The 15,091-nt window shown below is 61.9% G+C and carries 14 protein-coding genes; 7 read left to right on the top strand and 7 right to left on the bottom strand.

From position 1 onward, the window contains the following. The first annotated feature begins 9 nt into the window (after positions 1 to 9). Together tdh and bacA are read left to right on the top strand one after the other, a co-directional pair. Complete coding sequence (tdh, locus tag BN1121_RS16805; protein ID WP_005353963.1) at positions 10 to 1,035, top strand: L-threonine 3-dehydrogenase; 1,026 nt, start codon at positions 10 to 12, stop codon at positions 1,033 to 1,035. Positions 1,036 to 1,298: 263 nt separating this feature from the next. Next, positions 1,299 to 2,114, top strand: a complete 816-nt coding sequence (gene bacA, locus BN1121_RS16800) for an undecaprenyl-diphosphate phosphatase (protein ID WP_005353960.1) — start codon at positions 1,299 to 1,301, stop codon at positions 2,112 to 2,114. Positions 2,115 to 2,165: 51 nt separating this feature from the next. Here the strand turns inward: bacA and BN1121_RS16795 are convergent, their stop codons facing one another. After that, positions 2,166 to 3,038 (bottom strand): virulence factor BrkB family protein, encoded by an 873-nt coding sequence (locus BN1121_RS16795; RefSeq protein WP_005353958.1) that lies wholly within the window; start codon positions 3,036 to 3,038, stop codon positions 2,166 to 2,168. Positions 3,039 to 3,150: 112 nt separating this feature from the next. After that, on the bottom strand, positions 3,151 to 4,971 hold the full coding sequence (gene typA / locus BN1121_RS16790; RefSeq protein ID WP_005353956.1) for a translational GTPase TypA: 1,821 nt from the start codon (positions 4,969 to 4,971) through the stop codon (positions 3,151 to 3,153). A 348-nt stretch (positions 4,972 to 5,319) separates the two neighbouring features. Here typA and glnA point away from each other — a divergent pair, with 348 nt between their 5' ends. From glnA to glnG, 4 genes are all read left to right on the top strand, one after another. Then, positions 5,320 to 6,729, top strand: a complete 1,410-nt coding sequence (gene glnA, locus BN1121_RS16785; protein ID WP_005353953.1) for a glutamate--ammonia ligase — start codon at positions 5,320 to 5,322, stop codon at positions 6,727 to 6,729. A 94-nt stretch (positions 6,730 to 6,823) separates the two neighbouring features. Further along, a complete protein-coding gene (locus BN1121_RS16780; protein WP_005353952.1) occupies positions 6,824 to 7,387 on the top strand; it encodes a DUF4124 domain-containing protein in 564 nt (187 codons plus the stop codon). Positions 7,388 to 7,456: 69 nt separating this feature from the next. Beyond that, entirely contained in the window at positions 7,457 to 8,509 is a 1,053-nt protein-coding gene (gene glnL, locus BN1121_RS16775) for a nitrogen regulation protein NR(II) (protein WP_005353950.1), read from the top strand. 8 nt (positions 8,510 to 8,517) lie between these two features. Continuing rightward, positions 8,518 to 9,927, top strand: a complete 1,410-nt coding sequence (glnG, locus tag BN1121_RS16770; protein WP_005353948.1) for a nitrogen regulation protein NR(I) — start codon at positions 8,518 to 8,520, stop codon at positions 9,925 to 9,927. Here the strand turns inward: glnG and BN1121_RS16765 are convergent. Continuing rightward, positions 9,924 to 10,331, bottom strand: coding sequence for a hypothetical protein (locus BN1121_RS16765; RefSeq protein WP_043598117.1), 408 nt, complete (start codon positions 10,329 to 10,331; stop codon positions 9,924 to 9,926). The genes glnG and BN1121_RS16765 overlap by 4 nt on opposite strands. Positions 10,332 to 10,437: 106 nt before the next feature. Here BN1121_RS16765 and BN1121_RS16760 point away from each other — a divergent pair, with 106 nt between their 5' ends. Continuing rightward, a complete protein-coding gene (locus BN1121_RS16760; protein ID WP_005353943.1) occupies positions 10,438 to 11,949 on the top strand; it encodes a cyclic nucleotide-binding domain-containing protein in 1,512 nt (503 codons plus the stop codon). Position 11,950: 1 nt separating this feature from the next. On the opposite strand, the gene BN1121_RS16755 is transcribed toward BN1121_RS16760, so the two are convergent. Genes BN1121_RS16755 through dapF form a run of 4 tightly spaced genes read right to left on the bottom strand, consistent with a single transcriptional unit; the run spans position 11,951 to position 15,087 of the window. After that, a complete protein-coding gene (locus tag BN1121_RS16755) occupies positions 11,951 to 12,655 on the bottom strand; it encodes an HAD-IA family hydrolase (RefSeq protein ID WP_005353941.1) in 705 nt (234 codons plus the stop codon). A gap of 11 nt (positions 12,656 to 12,666) precedes the next feature. Then, a complete protein-coding gene (gene xerC, locus BN1121_RS16750) occupies positions 12,667 to 13,587 on the bottom strand; it encodes a tyrosine recombinase XerC (protein WP_005353939.1) in 921 nt (306 codons plus the stop codon). Next, a complete protein-coding gene (locus BN1121_RS16745) occupies positions 13,580 to 14,260 on the bottom strand; it encodes a DUF484 family protein (RefSeq protein ID WP_005353937.1) in 681 nt (226 codons plus the stop codon). The genes xerC and BN1121_RS16745 overlap by 8 nt, the downstream gene beginning before the upstream one ends. Then, positions 14,257 to 15,087 (bottom strand): diaminopimelate epimerase, encoded by an 831-nt coding sequence (gene dapF, locus BN1121_RS16740; protein WP_005353935.1) that lies wholly within the window; start codon positions 15,085 to 15,087, stop codon positions 14,257 to 14,259. Before dapF ends, BN1121_RS16745 begins: the two co-directional genes overlap by 4 nt. Positions 15,088 to 15,091: the final 4 nt, after the last annotated feature.

Below are 15,091 nucleotides of genomic sequence, written 5' to 3'. Positions count from 1 at the left end.
GGAACAACCATGAAAGCACTCTCCAAGCTGCACCCCGCCAAGGGCATCTGGATGACCGATGTCCCCATGCCGGAGCTCGGCCACAACGACCTGCTCATCAAGATCCGCAAGACCGCCATCTGCGGCACCGACATGCACATCTACAACTGGGACGAGTGGTCCCAGAAGACGATTCCCGTCCCCATGGTGGTCGGCCACGAGTACGTGGGCGAAGTGGTCGCCATCGGCCAGGAGGTGCGCGGCTTCGCCATCGGCGATCGGGTCTCCGGTGAGGGGCACATCACCTGCGGTCACTGCCGCAACTGCCGCGCCGGGCGCACCCATCTGTGCCGCAACACCATTGGGGTGGGCGTCAACCGCCAGGGTAGCTTCGCCGAGTACCTGGTGATCCCTGCCTTCAACGCCTTCAAGTTGCCGGATAACATATCCGACGAGCTGGCCTCTATCTTCGATCCCTTCGGCAATGCCGTGCACACCGCCCTCTCCTTCGATCTGGTCGGCGAGGATGTGCTCATCACAGGCGCCGGTCCCATCGGCATCATGGCCGCCGCCGTCTGCCGCCACGTCGGCGCCCGCCACGTGGTAATCACCGACGTCAACGAGTACCGCCTCGAGCTGGCCCGCAAGATGGGCGCCACCCGCGCCGTCAACGTGGCCAAGGAGAAGCTGGCCGACGTGATGAACGAGCTCGGCATGACCGAAGGTTTCGACGTGGGGCTGGAGATGTCCGGCGTGCCGTCCGCCTTCCAGGAGATGCTCGACAAGATGAACCACGGCGGCAAGATCGCCATGCTCGGCATCCCTCCCTCCACCATGGCCATCGACTGGAACAAGGTGATCTTCAAGGGCTTGTTCATCAAGGGGATCTACGGCCGCGAGATGTTCGAGACCTGGTACAAGATGGCAAGCCTGATCCAGTCCGGGCTGGATCTCACCCCCATCATCACCCATCGCTTCCCCATCGACGAGTTCCAGCAGGGCTTCGACGCCATGGGTTCGGGCCAGTCGGGCAAGGTCGTGCTGAGCTGGGACTGATAGTCCCACATCACAACCCGTCATGAAGGAAACGTCCCCGAGCATCCCTTGGGGACTTTTTACATCCGCTGGCCCCCACGCCACAGCGAGTCACACGCGCCATGCATCGCTGCTGACGAACTCCTCCGCAGTCCCTGAACCGGCGCCATGGCTGCCCCCACATTCACATTTTTTTCATGGCATCCATGCCGGCCTTGCCGCAATATAGGCGCGCTCCGTAGAGGGGCATGTTTTCCTCCCTATTGCCAGGATGCTCCCAGTACATGACTGACACCTATACCCTACTCGTCGCCTTTATTTTGGGCGTGGTGGAAGGCTTGACCGAATTCCTTCCCGTCTCCTCTACCGGCCACATGATCATCGTCGGCCACCTGCTCGGCTTCGAAGGCCCCAAGGCCGCCACCTTCGAGGTGGTGATCCAACTCGGCTCCATCCTGGCGGTGGTGGCTGTGTTTTGGCGTCGCCTGTTCGGCCTCATCGGCATCCACTTCGGACAGAAGCCCCCTCAGGATCATGCCACCCTCTCCCTGGTGCACATCATCCTCGGCATGCTGCCGGCCGTGGTGATCGGGCTGATGATCCACAGCTGGATCAAGGCCAACCTGTTTGGACCGGTCACCGTCATGTACGCCCTGGTGGCCGGCGGCATCCTGCTCATCATCGCCGAGAAGGCCCGCCCCGCGGTGCGTGCCGAGACCCTGGACGACATAAGCTACAAACAGGCCTTCGGTATCGGTTGCTTCCAGTGCCTGGCCCTGTGGCCCGGTTTCTCCCGCTCCGGCGCCACCATCAGCGGCGGCATGCTGATGGGGATCAGTCGCCAGGCGGCGGCCGAGTTCTCCTTCATACTGGCGGTCCCCATGATGGTGGCGGCCAGCGGCCTCGATCTCTACAAGAGCCGCGACTTCCTCTCCCTGGCCGACCTCCCCATGTTTGCGGTGGGCTTTGTCACCGCCTTCGTGGTCGCCATGTTTGCCATCAAGACCTTCCTGGCCCTGATCCGTCGCCTCGACTTTATCCCCTTCGCCCTCTACCGCTTCGTGGTGGCCTTCGCCGTCTACCTGGTGTTTGTGGCCTGACCCCATACAAAGAGACCGGCCTTATGGCCGGTCTCTCTCTTTTATCTTCTCTTAGCCGAGCTCCTCGGGCGCTGGCCGCTGGTACTCCCCAAGGCAGGCCGTCACTTCAGCCCCTAACAACACCACCAACCAGCTCAGGTAGACCCAGACGAACAGAATCGGCACGGTCGCCAATGCGCCATAGATGGCCTGATAGGAGGGGAAGTTGGTGATATAGAGGGCGAAGCCCCGCTTGGCCAGCTCAAACAGGGAGGCGGCCACCACGGCGCCGATCAGGGCGTGTCTTACCCGGACCTTGCAGGTGGGCACGACGGTATAGACCAGCAGGAAGGCGAAGACCGAGAGCAGGAAGGGGAGCCCCCGCAGCAGCCAGTAGCCCAGGCCAAACAGATGCCCCTCGGAGAAGAGGCGCAGTGAAACGATGTAGGAGCTCACGGCGATGCTGGCGCCAATCAGGATGGGACCGAGCGTCAGGATCATCCAGTACATGGCAAACGCCTGCCCGAGTGGACGCCCCTGGCGAGTGCGCCAGATGTAGTTGAGGTTCTTGTCGATGGCCGATATCAGCATCAGGGCCACGAACACCAGGGCGCCGATCCCTACGGCCGTGGTGTTGGTGGCATTGGCCACGAAGCCGTTGATGTACTCCTGCACCAGTTCACCGGCCGTCGGCACGAAGTTGTGGTAGACGAACTGCTCGAGCGCCTGCTTGACCCCCTGGAACACCGGAAAGGCCGACATCATGCCGAACACCACGGCTATCATGGGCACCAGGGAGAGCAGAGTCACATAGGCAAGGTAGCCGGCCGTGACGGTCAGGCGATCTTGTTGGAATCGCCCCCAGACGAACTCGGCGAAGTGACGCCCGTCGCGGCGCAGGAAGAGCAGGCCGGCCCGGGCGGCAGTACTCAGTCTCTCAGGCATGCTTAGTGTCTCTTGGATACGGTCTAAGGCGCCATTGTGGCAGAGGGGGGCGCCAGGGGCAAAAAAGGAAAGGGGCCCATGGGGCCCCTTCTTATCTCGCAACGGCTGCGAATTAATCTTCTTTGTTACGACCGGCGCGCTTGCGATCGTTCTCGGTCAGCAGCTTCTTGCGAACCCGGATGCTCTTCGGCGTCACTTCAACCAGCTCGTCGTCATCGATGAACTCGAGCGCTTGCTCCAGAGTCATCTTGACCGGCGGGGTCAGCACGATGGCCTCATCGGTACCGGAGGCACGCATGTTGGTCAGCTGCTTGCCCTTGAGGCAGTTAACAGTCAGGTCGTTGGAGCGGGTGTGGATGCCGATCACCTGGCCTTCGTACACCTCGGTGGCGTGACCGATCATCAGACGGCCGCGATCCTGCAGGCTGAACAGGGCGAAGCCCAGTGCCTTACCGGTGGCGTTGGAGATCAGCACGCCGTTCTGACGCTGGCCGATGCTGCCGCCACGGAATTCGCCGTAGTGGTCGAAGGTGTGATAGAGCAGGCCAGTACCGGAGGTCAGGGTCATGAACTCGGTCTGGAAGCCGATCAGGCCACGGGCCGGAATGACGTAGTCGAGACGCACGCGACCCTTGCCGTCCGGCACCATGTCACGCAGTTCGGCCTTACGCTCACCCAGCTTCTCCATCACGGAGCCCTGGTTCTGCTCTTCGATGTCGACGGTCAGGGTCTCGATGGGTTCCATCTTGACGCCGTTCTCTTCGCGCAGGATTACTTCCGGACGGGATACGGCCAGCTCGTAACCTTCGCGACGCATGTTCTCGATGAGGATGCCCAGGTGCAGTTCGCCACGACCGGAGACGCGGAACTTGTCCGGATCTTCGGTGTCTTCGACGCGCAGTGCCACGTTGTGCACCAGCTCCTGATCCAGACGCTCACGGATGTTACGGGAGGTGACGAACTTCCCTTCCTTGCCGGCGAACGGGGAGGTGTTGACCTGGAAGGTCATGGTCACGGTCGGCTCGTCAACGGTCAGGGGCTTCATGGCCTCGACGGCGGCGTTGGAGCAGATGGTGTCGGAGATCTTCAGCTCGCCGAGACCGGTGATGGCGATGATGTCGCCCGCTTGGGCGCTCAGTGCCTCGGTACGCTGCAGACCCAGGTAACCCAGGACCTGACCAACCTTGCCGGTGCGGGTCTTGCCGTCACGACCGACGATGGTGACCTGCATGTTCGGCTTGACGCTGCCGCGCTTGATGCGGCCGATACCGATAACGCCCACGTAGGAGTTGTAGTCCAGCTGGGAGATCTGCATCTGGAACTCGCCTTCCGGATCGGCGTCCGGGGCGGAGACGTTGTCAACGATGGCCTGGAACAGCGGGCTCATGTCGTCGGCCAGGGCGTCCGGCTCCATGCCGGCGATGCCGTTCAGGGCGGAGGCGTAGACGATCGGGAAGTCCAGCTGCTCGTCGGTGGCACCCAGGTTGTCGAACAGGTCGAATACCTGATCGATAACCCAGTCAGGGCGTGCACCCGGACGGTCAACCTTGTTAACCACGACGATCGGCTTCAGACCATGGGCAAACGCCTTCTGGGTCACGAAGCGAGTCTGCGGCATCGGGCCGTCAACGGCGTCCACCAGCAGCAGTACGGAGTCAACCATGGAGAGCACGCGCTCTACCTCGCCACCGAAGTCGGCGTGACCCGGGGTGTCGACGATGTTGATGCGGTAGTCGTTCCAGCGGATCGCGGTGTTCTTGGCGAGAATGGTAATGCCGCGTTCACGCTCCAGGTCGTTGGAGTCCATGACTCGTTCCTGGCCTTCACTGCCACGGTCCAGGGTGCCGGACTGCTGCAGCAGTTTATCAACCAGGGTGGTCTTGCCGTGGTCAACGTGCGCAATAATCGCAATATTGCGGAGCTTTTCTAACATTCTCGCCTCAATTACCGGGTAAAATTGGGCGGTAATTGTACTCTTGTGTTTGTGATCTTCCTAGCAGAATTGCTCGTCCCTCGACATCTGTCACCGATCAGGATCAAAGCAACCTGCTCCGCTCCCTGCTCTGATACTCTTTTGGAGCACTCGGTCATCAGGCGCACCATAATGATCCATCAACGCATCATTTTGGTGCAAAACCTGCACCACTGCGCCATTAAGAAGCAGGTATGCCCTACCCTGAGGCACTGAAATCAAGGTGTCACAGAGTTGGCACGATACTCGCTTAGTTTGTCGGAAGAAGCTCTCACCCGCACCCGTTTCAAACACCGGAGGTTACGCACGATGTCAGCCCAGAACGTTTTGGCCCTGATCAAGGAACACGAAGTCAAGTTTGTCGACCTGCGCTTTACCGATACCAAGGGTAAGGAACAGCATGTCTCTATCCCTTCCCACCAGGTCGACGAAGACTTCTTCGAAGACGGCAAGATGTTCGATGGCTCCTCCATCGGCGGCTGGAAGGGCATCAATGAGTCTGACATGGTGCTGATGCCGGATGCCTCTACCGCCAAGCTGGATCCCTTCACCGAAGAGACCACCCTGAACATCGTCTGCGACGTGCTGGAGCCCGCAACCATGCAGGGTTACGACCGCGACCCTCGCTCCATTGCCAAGCGCGCCGAGGACTTCCTGAAGTCCAGCGGCATCGCCGATACCGTCCTGTTCGGGCCGGAGCCGGAATTCTTCATGTTTGACGATATCCGCTTCTCCACCACCATGGGCCACACCTTCGTGAAGATCGAGTCCGAAGAAGCCGCATGGAACTCGGGTACCGACTACGAGCACGGCAACAAGGGCCACCGCCCCATGGTCAAGGGGGGTTACTTCCCGGTTGCTCCGGTTGACTCCTCTCAGGATATCCGTGCCGCCATGTGTCTGATCCTGGAAGAGATGGGTCAGGTTGTGGAGGCGCACCACCACGAAGTGGCCACCGCCGGCCAGAACGAGATCGCCACCCGCTTCAACACCCTGACCAAGAAGGCTGACGAAGTGCAGGTGCTGAAGTACGTGATCCATAACGTGGCCCACGCCTACAACAAAACCGTCACCTTCATGCCGAAACCCATGTTCGGTGACAACGGCTCCGGCATGCACTGCCACCAGTCCCTGGCCAAGAACGGTGTCAACCTGTTCGCCGGTGACCTGTATGGCGGCCTGTCCGAAACTGCCCTGTTCTACATCGGCGGTATCATCAAGCACGCCAAGGCACTGAACGCCTTCACCAACCCGACCACCAACTCCTACAAGCGTCTGGTACCGGGCTACGAGGCACCGGTCATGCTGGCCTACTCCGCCCGCAACCGTTCCGCCTCCATCCGTATCCCGGTAGTGCCGAGCCCGAAAGGTCGTCGTATCGAAGTGCGCTTCCCGGATCCCTGTGCCAACCCCTATCTGGCCTTCGCAGCCCAGCTGATGGCCGGTCTGGACGGCATCATGAACAGGATCCATCCGGGCGATGCCATGGACAAGAACCTGTACGATCTGCCGGCTGAAGAAGCGGCCGAGATCCCGACCGTGGCCGGCTCTCTGGACGAGGCCCTGGCTGCACTGGATGCAGACCGCGAGTTCCTGACCCGCGGCGGCGTGTTCAGCGACGACTTCATCAACGCCTACCTGGAGCTTAAGCAGGCCGACGTGGATCGCGTGCGCATGACCCCGCACCCGGTCGAGTTCGAGCTCTACTACTCCCTGTAAACACCCGCTTGCTGGCAAAACCCGCCCGTCGTGGCGGGTTTTTTATTGCACATCTGATAGGCTTTGAACAAAACCCGAGCACAAGGATGGCCCCATGAGGAGATTACTTTGGCTTCTGCTGCTACCCCTGGCCCTGCCAGCCGCCGAGCCGCAGATCTACACCTGGACCGATGCCAACGGCGTGATCCACTACAGTGACAGCGCCCCCCCCGGCAAGCAGGCCCGCCCCGTCAATCTCGATGTGGCCCCCTCGGTCGGACCCAGCCCCAACATGGTGCAGGTCGCAGACTACGATCGCCTGACGGGTAAAGAGCAGGCCGACAAGAAGAAGGAACTTCAGGTTGCACTCATCACTCCGGAAGCGGGCAGTACCCTGCGGGACAACACGGGTAACGTGGTGTTTCAGGCGGCCATCACCCCTCAGCCCCCCGCTCAGTACGAGATGAGGCTCAAACTCGATGGCAAGCACACAGGCCAAGTAAAGAACAGCCTCGCCCTCAGGTTGGAGAATCTGGACCGCGGCGCTCATGAGGCCATGGTCGAAGTGGTCGGTGAGAACGGTACGATCCTTGCTAAATCCCCTGTTGTGACTTTCTACCTGCACCGCGCCAAGGTGGACAACAAGCCCAAACCCGAACCGAAAGCCAAGGGGGGATGACCCGGTGCACCGGAGCGGGTAGACTGAATGCACCAACATGGTGCAAAGCACCGTTTCAGGGAGAAACCCGTGCCCACCCGCTCCGCTCAAGCCCAGGTCGTACTCGACAACTTGCTCACCGCCGTCATCCTGATCGATGAACGGCTCTGTATTCACTACGTCAATCCGGCCGCCGAGCAACTCCTCTCCTTAAGCGAGCGCCGTCTCATCGGCATCGAGTTTCCCCAGCTACTCGAACACATCTCGCTCGATTTGCAGCGGTTGCGCCGGGGGCTCACCACTGGGCAGGGCTTTACCGACAACGAGGTGACCCTGGTGGTCGAGGGGGAGCCTCGCCTGGTCGAACTCAGCGCCACCCCGCTGGCCGACCATGAGCAGCGCCTGATGCTGGTGGAGCTGCGCAAGATAGATCAGCAGAAACGGATCAGCCAGGAGCTGCAGCAACACGCCCAGCAGCAGGCTGCCAAGGAGCTGGTGCGCGGCCTGGCCCACGAGATCAAGAACCCCCTGGGTGGTCTGCGCGGCGCCGCCCAACTGCTGCAGCGAGAGCTGCCCGACCCTTCCCTGCGCGAATACACGGGCATCATCATCGAGCAGGCAGATCGCCTGCGCGCCTTGGTGGATCGACTGCTCGGCCCCCAGCGCCCCGGTCAGCACAAGGTCCACAACGTGCACTCGGTGCTGGAACAGGTGCGCCGTCTGGTGGAGCTGGAACTCCCGCCCGGCATCCGCATCGAGCGGGATTATGACCCCAGCATTCCCGACTTCGAGATGGAGCCGGATCAGTTACAGCAGGCCTTCCTCAACATAGTGCGCAATGCCGCCGAGGCGTTGGGGCAGCACGGCGAGATCCGCCTGCGTACCCGCACCGCCTTCCAGGTCACCATCCACGGCCAGCGCTACCGACTGGCGGCCGAGATCAAGATCATCGATAACGGCCCCGGCATCCCTGAGGCGATCCGCGACACCCTCTTCTACCCCATGGTGACCGGCAAGGAGGGAGGCACCGGGCTCGGTCTCTCCATCGCCCAGAACCTGATCGACCAGCACAGGGGGCGCATCGAGTGCATCAGCTGGCCCGGTCACACCGAATTCTCCATCCATCTGCCGCTTCGCAAGTGAGGATCCCCATGACAGCCAAAGTATGGATAGTCGATGACGACAGCTCGATTCGATGGGTGCTGCAACGCGCCCTCAGCAGCGAGGGGATGAGTTGCGATGCCTTCAGTGAGGGAGAGAGCCTGCTTGATGCCCTCGAGAGCCACACTCCCGACGTCATCTTGTCGGATATCCGCATGCCGGGGATAGACGGCCTCAGCCTGCTCGATCAGATCCACCTGCGCCAGCCCGATCTGCCGGTCATCATCATGACCGCCCACTCGGATCTCGACAGTGCGGTCAACGCCTATCAGCGCGGTGCCTTCGAATACCTACCCAAGCCGTTCGATATCGACGAGGCGGTGAGCCTGGTGCGACGCGCCGAGAATCACCAGCGAGAGCAGCGCAGCAAACGACGCCACACCCAGCACGAGCAGGAGGCCAACCCCGAGATCATCGGCGAGGCGCCCGCCATGCAGGAGGTATTTCGCGCCATCGGACGCCTGTCCCGCTCCAGCATCTCGGTTCTCATCAACGGTCAGAGCGGCACCGGCAAAGAGCTGGTCGCTCATGCCCTGCACAAGCACAGTCCACGCGCCAGCAAGCCCTTCATCGCCCTGAACATGGCCGCGATTCCCAAAGACCTTATCGAATCGGAACTCTTTGGCCATGAGAAGGGGGCCTTCACCGGCGCCAACGCCATTCGTCAGGGACGATTTGAGCAGGCCAATGGCGGCACCCTGTTCCTCGACGAGATCGGCGACATGCCTCTGGACGTACAGACCCGGTTGCTGCGGGTGCTGGCCGATGGCCAGTTCTATCGGGTCGGTGGCCACCAGCCGGTGCAGGTGGACGTGCGGATCATCGCCGCCACCCATCAGAATCTGGAGAGGCGAGTGGCCGACGGAGAGTTTCGCGAGGATCTCTTCCATCGGCTCAACGTCATCCGCATTCACATCCCGGCCCTGCGCGAACGACGTGAGGACATACCCCAACTGGCCCGTCACTTCCTGCTGCGAGCGGCACGGGAGATGGGGGTGGAGTCCAAGAGTCTGCATCCGGAGACGGAGCGTTACCTGAGCCGCCTGCCCTGGCCTGGCAACGTACGCCAGCTGGAGAACGTCTGTCGCTGGCTGACCGTGATGGCATCGGGACAGGAGATCTTGTTGGCGGATCTACCGACCGAGCTACTCACTCCAGAGCCGGAGACACTGCCTGTGGGAGAGGCGGTGGGAAACTGGCAGCACCTGCTGCGCGCTTGGGTCGCCACCCGGCTCTCCAGGGGCGAGGTCGACATCTTGGCCGAGGCGCTGCCTCAGTTTGAGAAGATATTGCTGGAGACGGCGCTGGAGCATACCCAGGGCCACAAGCAGGAGGCCGCCAGGCTGCTCGGATGGGGTCGCAACACCCTCACCCGTAAGCTCAAGGAGCTCGATCTCTAGCGTCCGAAACTCCCCAGATTGAACTGGGATGATTTGCCGGTCTGGGAGTGGTTGGCTGAACGGCACGCTTCCAGCCCGTGCAAGCCACGCTGAATGAAGTCGGAGGTATGTCCAAACAGGATGCCATTGCTGCGATAGAGACCACTATTGTCAGTCTCGAACGGCTCGCCACCGATCAGCAGCTCGCGCTCACCGTCGCTACGCTCTTGCCATGCCAGCGGCATGGTGAGATCGCTCACCACCTCGCCATTCTTGCATCCCTCACGCCAGCGCGCCTCGTCGGCAAACGGCAGGAAAGAGATCTCGCGCCAGGAGCCGTCCTCGAACTCGACACGATATCGCTGCAGGGCCAGATCGCATCCCCCGAGCGCCAGCAGCAACAGCCACCATCCTCTGTAACGCACCCTCTCTCTCCCTACTGCGGCGTCAGGCAGCCAGCATAAAGAATCTGTTCCATTCGTGCACCCTTTCCGGGTCGAACTATGATCACAAATAAACGATGGAGTTCCTATGAGAGAGCTGCTGCCTGCCTTTGTCTGGCTGCAGGAACACCCTGCCTGGACCCTCTTCACCCTGATGCTGATGGCTATTCATGCCCTGCGTAACCCGGCTCATCGGCGCGACCTCAAGTCGGCCTGCAGCCAGGCTCTGCTGGTGCTAACCCTGGCCCTGCTGGTTCAGATGCAGGGGACCTGGCTGCGCCTCCCTCTCCCCGACAAGTGGCTGCACGAGCTGGTGACCCTCACTGCGGGTCTTATCTTGATCCGGGTCTGGGGCTTACTCACCTTCCATCTCCTGCTCCCGCTCTTTCATATGCGCATACCCCAGATCGTTGCCGACATAGTGGTGACCCTGGCGTATGTGGGATGGGCACTCTATCGTCTCTACGCCACCGGCCTCTCCCTCGGCGAGATAGTGACGACCTCGGCGGTGCTGACCGCCATCATCGCCTTCTCGATGCAAGACACCCTCGGAAACCTGTTGGCCGGCGTCTCCATTCAGCTCGACGATTCCATCAGCCTGGGTGACTGGCTGATGGTGGACTCGGTGCAGGGTCGTGTGGTGCAGATCAACTGGCGCGCCACCACCATAGAGACCCGTAACTGGGAAACCGTGGTGATCCCCAACAGCCATCTGCTCAAACAACGTTTTACCGTGCTGGGGCGGCGCACCGGTCTGCCGGTGCAGTGGCGCCGCTGGATCTGGTTCGATCTCTCCCTCGATACCCTGCCCACCCAAATCATCGCGCTGGTCGAGCACTCCCTGCGTGAGACCCGACTGCCTAACGTGGCCCCCTGGCCACAACCCGATTGCCTGCTGATGAACGTGGAGAATGGCATCGCCCGCTATGCGGTGCGTTATTGGTTAACGGATCTGGCGGCCGATGACCCCACAGACTCGATAGTGCGGACCCTGATCGATGCGGCCCTGCGCCGTAACGACCGCCGTCTCACCCCTCCCATCTTCAACGTCTTCATGACGAAGGAGAAGCAGCATCAGGATGCACGCCACAAACGGCATACGGCCGAGCGAATGGCGGTGCTGCAGCAACTCCCCCTGTTTGCGATGCTGGAGGAAGAAGAACTGTTACAACTGGCCGATCAGCTTAAATTCGCCCCCTTCGTCAACGGCGATGTCATGCTGGCTCAGGGGGAACTGGCCCAATGGCTGTTCGTGCTGGTCAAGGGAGAGGCTGAACTGCTGATCGAGCAGGAGGGACGAACCCTGTTACTGGGGCGGCTGGGTCCGGGGGACTTTTTTGGCGAGCTGAGCCTGCTCACCGGGGAGCCCAGCCCCTTCACGGTGCGGGCACTTGGCACGGTAGAGAGCTATCGCATCAACCAGGCCATGTTCCAATCCCTCTTCGTGGCCAGAGAGAGCATGCTGCAACCCCTCTACCAGGCGCTGACACGCCGGCAGCAGGAGCAGGCCGACCTGTTGGCCAGAGAAGCCAACCAGCCGACACCTCCCCAGAGCAGGGATCTTTTCGACAAGCTACGCAGCCTTTTCGGGGTGAAATAGCTCAGAGCAGCAGATTGGCCAGCTCGCTCAGGTGGGCGATCTCCACGTCGGGTAGCTGGGCCGGACGCGGCAAGCCGCGATCGTTGAGCCAGGCGGTGCGCAAACCGTGGCGACGCGCGCCCAGCAGATCGGTGACCGGGTGATCCCCCACGTGCAGCACCTGGGATGCCGGCAATCCAAGATCCCCCAGCGCCAGTGCGAACAGATCCGGATGTGGCTTCATGCGCCGCCCGTCACCGGCCTTGTGGACGTAGCGAAAGTAACCCGCCAACCCCGCCCACTCCATGTCCAGATTGCCGTTGGTGACGGCGACTAGAGGGTAGCGCTCGGCCAGCCTGGAGAGCAGGACGTGCGTCTCTTCTGTCACCTCCACCTCGGAGCGCAAGGCGGTGAAGAGCGTGAACACCTTCTGCGCCTCTCGCTGGGCCGCTTCGGCCGCCATGCCGCCCAGCTCCAACCCGGCCTGCAGCTGACGGCGCCGACAGAGGCTAACGTCATGGACCAGCTCGGGTTCGCGCGCCAGCACGCTGCGCTTGATATCGCGCCAGCGCTCGGCATCCAGCATAGCGGTCTCCAGATACTGGCTACGCATATGCTCCACCAGCCAGGCCTCGGCACGCATCATGGTCGGGCCGTTGTCATAGAGGGTGTCATCGAGATCGAAGGTGATGGCTTGCACCGGCTGCCAGCGGCGGTAAAAACGCATGGAAACTCCTGTCACTCGTCCTCCTGGCTGCGCTTGGCGCGCGGATGGGCCTGGTCATACACCTTGGCCAGATGCTGGAAATCGAGATGGGTATAGATCTGGGTGGTCGCCAGATTGGCGTGACCAAGCAGCTCCTGTACCGCCCGCAGATCGCCGGAGGACTCCAGCATATGGGTGGCGAAGCTGTGGCGCAGTTTATGGGGATGGACATGGGCATCCAGCGCCTGACGGTTGCCCCACTGGTCGAGACGCAGCTGCACAGAGCGGGCCGTGATGCGCCGCTTCTGCTTCGACAGGAACAGCGCCGGCTCATCCGGTTGGGCAAAGGCGGGGCGCAGTGCCAGCCACTTGCCGAGCCACTCTATCGCCATGCGTCCAACCGGCAGCAGTCGCTCCTTGCGGCCCTTGCCGATGACCCTCACCTGCCGCTCGTCGAGCTTGATATCCGCCAGATCCAGTCCGACCAATTCGGCGAGGCGCAGACCGCTCGAATAAAAGAGCTCCATCATGGCCCTATCGCGTACCGCCAGCGGGTCTTGCTCGTCGATGGCGAGCAGCTGGTAGACCTGATCCACATCGAGGTTCTTCGGCAAGGGTCGCCCCTGTTTGGGCGCCTGCACGCCGCGCGCCGGGTTGGCAGCCAGGCGGCCGTGGCGCACCAGCCAGTCGCACAGGCTGCGCAGGGCCGACAGCTTGGCCGCCAGGGTGCGCGGCACCAACCCCTCCTTGTGCAGCCGGGTGAGCAGGCTACGCACCTGATTCCCCTCGAGACGCGACCAGTCATCGACGCCAAGTTCGCCGATCCGCGCGGCCATCTGCTCGAGGTGACGCCGATAATTATCGCGGGTGTGTGCGCTCAGTTGGCGCTCCACCCGCAGGAACTCGAGAAAGGCCTCGATATCGGCCAGTAGAGCGGGAGCCGGTTCAGCCACTGATCAACTCGGGCAGGCGCAGCTGCAACAGTCGGCCAAGCTGGCTCAGCAGCAGGGTATCGTTGTGGGGGGAGAAGTGACTGGGATCCGAGCTGGCGAAGGCGAGGATGCCGAGATCGCCTAGCCGTAGCAGGGCAACCGAGTTAACCAGCACATCCTGGCCGAACAGGGCCTGCTTCTCACCCTGACTCAAGCGCCCCTGATAACACTCCTGTCCCGGCAGACGAGTGGTCAGCAGCACCTCCAGCTGGCGTCCATCGGCCAGAAAGAGGCGCGACCCCTCTGGCACCGTCACCTGGCGGGGGTTGAGCCAGAGCCGCACCGAGGTGAGCCTCAGTTGCTGGACGAAGGCCCTGGCCAGCAGACGGCTGAGATCGAACAGATCGTGGCAGGCAAACAGCTCGGCATAAACCTCGGCATAGCAGCGGAAGATCCGCTCATTTTGACTGGCCACCTGCATCAGCTCGGTGATCTCCTGCTCGAGCTGCTCGATGCGCTCGCGCTGGCGCCCCAGTTGCAACTCAACCAGCGAGACTGTGCCTCTGCGATCGTGGGGAATACGCAGCCGATCGATCAGCTGGGGATGGTGCAGGAAGAATTCCGGATGACGAGCCAGGTATTCCAACACCTGCGCCTCATCGACTCCGCTTTCCTGCCATCTGGGTTCACTCATATCTCTATCTGTCCATCAAACACATGTTCGGCCGGCCCCGTCATGTAGACGGGCGACCCGGGCCCCTTCCAGGCAATCTGCAGATCGCCGCCCGGCAGTGAGACCTTGACCCGCTCCTTGAGCTTGCCCTGACTCATGCCGATGACGGCGGCGGCGCAGGCGCCAGTGCCACAGGCGAGCGTCTCACCGGCACCGCGCTCGAACACCCGCAGCTTCACCTCACCGGCATTGACCACCTCCATGAAGCCCACGTTGACCCGCTCGGGGAAACGTTCATGGCGCTCCATCAGGGGACCCAGAGTCTCGACCTGAGCGTCGGCCACCGAGGGCACCTCGATGACACAGTGGGGGTTACCCATGGAGACGGCGCCGCACATGACGGTGTGTTCACCGGCACGCAACAGGTAGGTCTTCTCGGCCTTCTGGGCACGAAACGGGATCCGCCCCGGTTCAAACTGGGGCACGCCCATGTTGACCGTCACCTGATTACCCTGTTCGAGCTGCAGCACTATCTTGCCGCGCGCCGTGCTGACCGCGATGCGATCCTTGTTGGTGAGCCCCTTGAGGCGCACGAAACGGGCGAAGCAGCGGGCCCCGTTGCCACACTGCTCCACCTCGGAGCCGTCGGCGTTGAAGATGCGGTAGTGAAAGTCCTGTTCCGGATCGTAGGGGGGCTCCACCAGCAGCAACTGGTCGAAGCCGATACCGAAGTGACGATCCGCCAATCGCTTGATCACCTCGTTGCTGAGAAATACTTTCTGGGTGACGCTGTCGATCACCATGAAGTCGTTCCCCAGCCCATGCATCTTGGAAAATTCAATCAGCATCAGG

The organism is Aeromonas diversa CDC 2478-85, assembly GCF_000819805.1.
GTDB classification, from domain to species: domain Bacteria; phylum Pseudomonadota; class Gammaproteobacteria; order Enterobacterales; family Aeromonadaceae; genus Aeromonas; species Aeromonas diversa.
The sequence above is the reverse complement of the archived record's forward strand: the minus strand, read 5'-3'. Positions and strand labels throughout refer to the sequence as shown.

Coding starts and splice junctions, on each gene's coding strand:
- tdh (WP_005353963.1), top strand. CDS start 10: ATGAAAGCACTCTCCAAGCTGCACCCCGCCAAGGGCATCTGGATGACC.
- bacA (WP_005353960.1), top strand. CDS start 1,299: ATGACTGACACCTATACCCTACTCGTCGCCTTTATTTTGGGCGTGGTG.
- BN1121_RS16795 (WP_005353958.1), bottom strand. CDS start 3,038: ATGCCTGAGAGACTGAGTACTGCCGCCCGGGCCGGCCTGCTCTTCCTG.
- typA (WP_005353956.1), bottom strand. CDS start 4,971: ATGTTAGAAAAGCTCCGCAATATTGCGATTATTGCGCACGTTGACCAC.
- glnA (WP_005353953.1), top strand. CDS start 5,320: ATGTCAGCCCAGAACGTTTTGGCCCTGATCAAGGAACACGAAGTCAAG.
- BN1121_RS16780 (WP_005353952.1), top strand. CDS start 6,824: ATGAGGAGATTACTTTGGCTTCTGCTGCTACCCCTGGCCCTGCCAGCC.
- glnG (WP_005353948.1), top strand. CDS start 8,518: ATGACAGCCAAAGTATGGATAGTCGATGACGACAGCTCGATTCGATGG.
- BN1121_RS16760 (WP_005353943.1), top strand. CDS start 10,438: ATGAGAGAGCTGCTGCCTGCCTTTGTCTGGCTGCAGGAACACCCTGCC.
- BN1121_RS16755 (WP_005353941.1), bottom strand. CDS start 12,655: ATGCGTTTTTACCGCCGCTGGCAGCCGGTGCAAGCCATCACCTTCGAT.
- BN1121_RS16745 (WP_005353937.1), bottom strand. CDS start 14,260: ATGAGTGAACCCAGATGGCAGGAAAGCGGAGTCGATGAGGCGCAGGTG.
- dapF (WP_005353935.1), bottom strand. CDS start 15,087: ATGCTGATTGAATTTTCCAAGATGCATGGGCTGGGGAACGACTTCATG.